At 46.6% G+C, this 6000-nt stretch carries 5 protein-coding genes; 3 read left to right on the top strand and 2 right to left on the bottom strand.

The genetic code is table 11. The features are described 5' to 3' along the window. The first annotated feature begins 15 nt into the window (after positions 1-15). Both H8K36_RS16955 and H8K36_RS16960 read left to right on the top strand, forming a co-directional pair. The gene (locus tag H8K36_RS16955; RefSeq protein WP_186917715.1) at positions 16-1824 is read left to right on the top strand and encodes an ABC transporter transmembrane domain-containing protein; all 1809 of its coding nucleotides are present in this window, start codon (positions 16-18) and stop codon (positions 1822-1824) included. 21 nt (positions 1825-1845) lie between these two features. Beyond that, positions 1846-2217 carry a VOC family protein gene (locus tag H8K36_RS16960; RefSeq protein WP_186917700.1) on the top strand — a complete coding sequence of 124 codons (372 nt, stop codon included), beginning with the start codon at positions 1846-1848 and terminating at the stop codon, positions 2215-2217. 61 nt (positions 2218-2278) lie between these two features. Here the strand turns inward: H8K36_RS16960 and H8K36_RS16965 are convergent, their stop codons facing one another. Beyond that, entirely contained in the window at positions 2279-3949 is a 1671-nt protein-coding gene (locus H8K36_RS16965; protein WP_186917701.1) for an amidohydrolase, read from the bottom strand. Positions 3950-4265: 316 nt separating this feature from the next. Here H8K36_RS16965 and H8K36_RS16970 point away from each other — a divergent pair, with 316 nt between their 5' ends. Beyond that, complete coding sequence (locus H8K36_RS16970; protein ID WP_230404763.1) at positions 4266-5795, top strand: transglycosylase SLT domain-containing protein; 1530 nt, start codon at positions 4266-4268, stop codon at positions 5793-5795. Between the two features lie 114 nt (positions 5796-5909). On the opposite strand, the gene H8K36_RS16975 is transcribed toward H8K36_RS16970, so the two are convergent. Next, on the bottom strand, positions 5910-6000 hold a 91-nt coding region (locus H8K36_RS16975), incomplete at its 5' end, for an IS3 family transposase (RefSeq protein WP_186917702.1).

Here is a 6000-nt window from a genome sequence, read left to right on the forward strand (position 1 = left end):
GAAATTCCAAATCCTATGGCAATCACCCCCAATAACGAACAAGCGGCAAGCCAGCAGAGTACCTTGTCCACGCTAAAAGGCCTACTTCCTTTTCTTCACCCTTATCGAAAACAATTTGCACTGGCAGGTATAGCGCTATTGGTCGCTGCCATGGCCACACTGACCATCCCCTATGCATTTCGGCAGATGATCGATCTGGGCTTTAGTAAGATTGGAAATGGTAGCAATGGCATACAAAACGTCAATCTCACTTTCTTAGCGCTATTCGCTGTCGCCGTAGTGTTGGGCATCGCTACGGCCGCGCGTTTTTATATGGTTTCTTGGCTAGGTGAGCGGGTCACGGCCGATATACGCAATGCGGTATATTCGCACGTCATCAATCAAAGCCCAGAGTTTTTCGAAACCACACAAACAGGTGAAGTACTTTCACGCCTCACGACCGATACAACTCTTATTCAAACTGTAGTTGGCACCAGCATTAGCCTTGCGCTTCGCAACTTCCTATTATTCTTAGGCGGTTTGATCATGTTATTTGTCACGAGCCCGATGCTGTCTTCAATCATCATTGTGATGCTTGCTTTAGTTGTGCTTCCCATCGTCTTCTTTGGACGTCGAGTGCGCAAACTTTCACGGGACTCGCAAGACCGTATCGCCGATGCATCCGCAGTGGCAGGTGAAATCCTAAATGCGATGCCTACTGTGCAGGCGTTCACTCATGAGAAAATCGAGGCTGATCGTTTTTCAAGCTCGGTTGAGAATGCTTTTACCACCGCGATGCGTCGTATTCGTGCACGCTCACTTTTGACCATGGTCGCCATTTTGCTCATTTTCGGCGCAATCGTGTTCGTACTTTGGCTTGGCGCTCATGCCGTTGTCAACGGCGAGATGAGCGGTGGCAAATTGGGTCAGTTTATTTTGTATGCGTCGATCGTAGCAGGAGCCATTGGTGCACTTTCCGAAGTGCTAGGTGATGCACAACGAGCTGCAGGGGCCACAGAGCGCCTGCTGGAGCTGATGTCTGTGCAATCACCCATCACTGAACCAAATAATGCCTCAACACTACCTCCAACCAGAGGACATGGTGCGAAGGTGCAAATTCGCGATCTCCAATTCTTTTATCCTTCAAGGCCACAAACACCGGCCCTAAACAAAATCAATCTAGATATCGAAGAAGGCGAAACGATCGCACTTGTAGGCTCATCTGGTGCGGGGAAAACTACGCTATTCCAATTACTACTGAGATTCTACGATCCGCAATCGGGAAGCATTGCGATTGATGGTGTAAACATTCGTGATTTACGCCTCCATGAACTCCGCTCCACTATCGGTATCGTTCCACAAGATACCGTGATCTTCTCGGCCAACGCCATGGAAAACATTCGCTATGGACGTCATGATGCAAGTGATGAAGAGGTCATGCATGCAGCCAAAATGGCCGCTGCTCATGACTTCATTCAACATCTTCCTGAAGGCTACCAATCTTTCTTAGGTGAACGTGGTGTACGTTTATCCGGTGGCCAAAAACAAAGAATTGCAATTGCACGTGCCTTACTCAAAAATCCACGTCTCATGTTGCTCGACGAAGCCACGAGTGCTCTGGATGCAGAGTCCGAACGCCTAGTGCAACAAGCTTTAGAAACAGCGATGCAAGGCCGCACCACCTTCATCATTGCTCATCGATTATCCACTGTAAAACGCGCGGACCGCATCTTGGTGTTGGACCACGGTGAAATCGTTGAGGTGGGCAATCACCAAAGCTTAGTCGCTTTAGACGGTGTGTATGCCAAACTCGCAAAGTTACAATTCCATATTCACGAGCAGTAAATAACAACATAAGGAGGCAATATGATCGGATACGTTACCCTAGGCACCAATAATTACGATGCAGCGGCAAAATTTTATGATGAATTACTTGCTGTGATCGGTGCTTCTCGCTTCATGGAGTCAGATCGATTCATCGCTTGGGCAGTTAGCCCGACACAACCATCACTCGGCATCATTAAACCCTTCGATGGACAAGCTGCCACCGTTGGTAATGGAACCATGGTCTCATTGATCGTCAACAGTCGAGACAAAGTTGACGCCGTACATGCAAAAGCGCTAGCTCTCGGGGGTAAAGACGAAGGCCCTGCAGGTCCTCGGGGGGACTCGGGATTTTATGCGGGTTATTTCCGAGACCTTGACGGCAACAAGCTCAATGTATTTTGTATGGCTTAGTCCTTCAGGGCAAAAAAAGAGCGAGGCTAATGCTCGCTCTTTCATCTAACTTTCTAACAGTTTATTTTGCATAAACTTGTTTGCCAGCCTGCCACGTTTGCAGGACTTGCGTTTGGTAGATCTGCTTCACTGGCACTTTAAAAATATCTTGGTCAAGCACGATAAAGTCAGCCCACTTCCCTTTTTCAAGGCTGCCCAAAATGTTTTCTTGGTTTGCGGCATAAGCCGCATCGAGTGTAAAGCATCGGAAAGCCTCAAGACGCGTCATCGCTTGTTCAGCATGCCAACCACCTTCCGGTTTTTGATCAAAATCTTGACGGCTCACCGCCGAGTAAATACCCCAAAATGGATTCGGGCTCTCGATAGGAAAATCAGAGCCGCAAGCGATGCGTGATCCCTGTTTCAAGAATGTGCGCCATGCATAAGCACCTTCTAGGCGTTGCTTACCAACTCTATCCTCTGCCATATTCATATCTGAAGTCGCATGCGTTGGCTGCATTGACGGAATAATGTGGCTCATTTTCAATCGTGGAATATCACTCAGTTGTAGCACCTGAGCATGTTCAATTCTGTGGCGCAGCACCGTCGCACTATTCTTCCCTTTGAGCGCTGCGAGACTATTAATGACTTGTAGATTACCAGCGTCACCAATCGCATGCACGTTCACTTGATAGCCTCGTGATGCGGCCTTATCAACCATTGTTTGCATTTCTTGATTCGAAACGAAAAGTAGGCCCTTCGTATGAGGTGCGTCGCTATATGGAGCGAGCAATGCAGCACCGCGACTCCCTAATGCACCATCAGAGTACAACTTCACGGCACGCAGTGCGTATTTATCTTCGGCGAAAGAATTCAATGGACCACTTTTGGCAACTTCATCAAAGAAACCTTGGACTCCACTGATCATTCCATAAACTCGAGTCGTTAATTTTTCCTGCTTCGCATACTCACGAAACAAATGATCATCTTCTTTGGAAACCCCTGCATCATGTACCGATGTCAAACCAACACTACGCAATTGCGCCATCGCAGCGTCGAGCGCCGCTCGCATTTCGCTCTCATTCTTAGCAGGCAAAACCTTTTCCACTAAGGACATTGCACTATCAACAAAAATTCCTGTTGCATTACCATTTGCATCACGTTCTATCTTGCCACCTTGGGGATCTGGAGTGTCACGCGAAATACCCGCTAGTTTCATCGCAGCCGAATTGGCCCAACCCGCATGACCATCAACACGGCGCAACCACACAGGACGGTCCTTCAACACAGCATCAATTTCCGCGGCATTAGGAAAACGCCCTAATTTCCAAATTGCTTGATTCCACTCTCCACCTAGTATCCATTGATGTTGCGGATATTTCTGTGCGTACTCGGCAATCGCTTTTTGTGCTTGCTCCAAATTAGCACTCGCACGAAGGCTCAGCTGACTTGCTGCGATTCCGAGTTCAAACACATGCCCATGCGCATCGATCAATCCAGGCAATACTGTTTTTCCCTGCAAATCGATAAGCTTTGCAGACGCATATTTCTTGCGCAATTTCTTTCCATCGCCAGTCACTACCACTTTGCCCTGGTCATTAAAGACCATGGCATCAAACTGTATCAATTTACTAGTGCGATCGATCGTGTAGCCATTTGCATTCACAATCAAAGTATCCGCGTAAGCGGACGAACACATCATAATGACGAGTCCTGCAGAAACCACCACAGCTTTGAGTTTTGTTTGACGCATCTCTTCTCCTCTACTTTCTTTTTATCCGAACTTGCACCAACAACTTTATGCCCATAATTTAAGGGCGCGAACCTTGCTCGAGTCGTATCTTAACCCCATGACCGCACGAGGACTAGGTTTTCAATTTATTGTCACTTCTCAGTTCTATCTTGAAATAAGGGAGGAAAATTTCCATGCGGATACATTTAAGCCTAAATGTCTAAACGCACGCGCTTTTACACTAATTCGCTTGACCATGAAACCCAGCTTTGCGTACACTTCGATGTCCTTCAATGAATGCTTGCTTCCCTAAGCAATTCCCTACTTCAAGAAATCTATGCGTCTAAGACTCTGTGCCCTAGCGATTAGTTCAGTATTTGCTGTTTTAGCGAATCAGCCGGCACTTGCCCAATCTGACACGACAGACATTCTTAAGCTCAGCAAGAGTCTATCAAACCCTGAACTCAACAAACCTGTAGTTGAGGTCAAAGCAGAAGATCAAGAGAAACCTTCTTTGGATCAAATGCTCGATATTACTGAATCAGATCTATGGAGCCGCCTTAGAAGCGGCTACGCAATCCCCAACCTCGATAACAAGCTCGTCAACTATCAAACCGATTGGTATAGTTCGCGTACAGATTACCTGTTGCGCACGATTCAACGCGGATCGCGTTATTTATATCATGTTGTCGAAGCCCTAGAAAAACGTGGGATGCCAACAGATCTGGCACTCCTGCCTTTTATCGAATCCGCCTTCAATCCACAGGCAGTATCGAGTGCTAAGGCGTCTGGAATGTGGCAGTTCATGCCTGCAACTGGTCGAGATTTTAATTTGAAGCAAAGCATGTTCAAAGATGACCGTCGTGGAGTTCTCGACTCGACGGAAGCTGCGCTCGATTATTTGCAACGACTTTACAATATGTTTGGCGATTGGCAATTAGCACTTGCGGCATATAACTGGGGTGAAGGCTCGGTACAGCGTGCAATCAAGCGTCAACAAGCAATGGGCCTGCCGATTGACTTTGATAGCCTATCTGCACGAATGCCGGCCGAAACCAAAAATTACGTACCGAAACTTCAAGCAGTAAAGAACATCATTGGCAATCCAGAACAATATGGTCTCAATTTACCACGCTTGGATAACTCTCCATATTTCACCAGCGTAAAAAAAGAAAAAGATATAGACGTAGACTTAGCGGCGAAATTAGCAGACATTCCCGTTAGCGAATTCAAGGCACTTAATCCTCAATTCAATCGTCCTGTGATTACAGGAGGGAATAACACTTCCATTCTTTTGCCGGTTGAAAAGCTAAGTATTTTCGAGAATAATTTCGCCAACTGGAAAGGACCGTTTTCTTCGTGGACTACTCTGAACATCAACAAATCTGAACGGGTAGAAAATCTTGCATCACGATTTGGCTACCAAGCGGATGTGGTGCGCGAAGTAAACGCTATTCCCGCCAAAACAGTCGTCAAAGCTGGGTCGACAATTCTTGTTCCCAAACTGGAAAACGCTTCCGATGAAAACATCCCCGCACATATAGCGGAACAAGCTCAACTGAACATCGAAAAAGCCGGATCTGGAACCAAGAAAATCCTCGTAAAAGTGGGACGCAAGGACACTTTGGCATCGCTTGCCAAGCGATATAAAGTAAGTGTTGCAGACATCAAAGGATGGAACAAATTACGTCGCGACCAACTCAATGCAGGTCAAAAACTTGAATTGCAAATCGCCGTCGTCAGTAAAGCACATGGCAAAAGTAAAATTGCCGCTTCCGACAAGAAAACCAAAGTCGTAACCCGTGCATCGAATAAGCCAGTCCGCAAGGCGGCGATTCAATCGAATAAAAAATCTCGTCGCGTCTAACTTTCCAATCGTTTCAACAACGAGGGGCACCAATTGCACGACAAGATTTAATCTTTCGCCCAACAAAAAAGGCAGCTCTCTGAACTGACCCCAAAAAGTTGGACAGTTTGTTAGTTATACATAGGAGGGCTGATTTCTGTATTGAACAGGACTCAGCCCTTTCAGTTTTAGTTTGATTCGCTCGTGATTATAGTAGTGAATGTAT

The sequence above is a fragment of the Affinundibacterium nitidum genome (assembly GCF_014284155.1).
Taxonomy (GTDB): Bacteria; Pseudomonadota; Gammaproteobacteria; order Burkholderiales; family Burkholderiaceae_D; genus Undibacterium; species Undibacterium nitidum.

Coding starts and splice junctions, on each gene's coding strand:
- H8K36_RS16955 (WP_186917715.1), top strand. CDS start 16: ATGGCAATCACCCCCAATAACGAACAAGCGGCAAGCCAGCAGAGTACC.
- H8K36_RS16960 (WP_186917700.1), top strand. CDS start 1,846: ATGATCGGATACGTTACCCTAGGCACCAATAATTACGATGCAGCGGCA.
- H8K36_RS16965 (WP_186917701.1), bottom strand. CDS start 3,949: ATGCGTCAAACAAAACTCAAAGCTGTGGTGGTTTCTGCAGGACTCGTC.
- H8K36_RS16970 (WP_230404763.1), top strand. CDS start 4,266: ATGCGTCTAAGACTCTGTGCCCTAGCGATTAGTTCAGTATTTGCTGTT.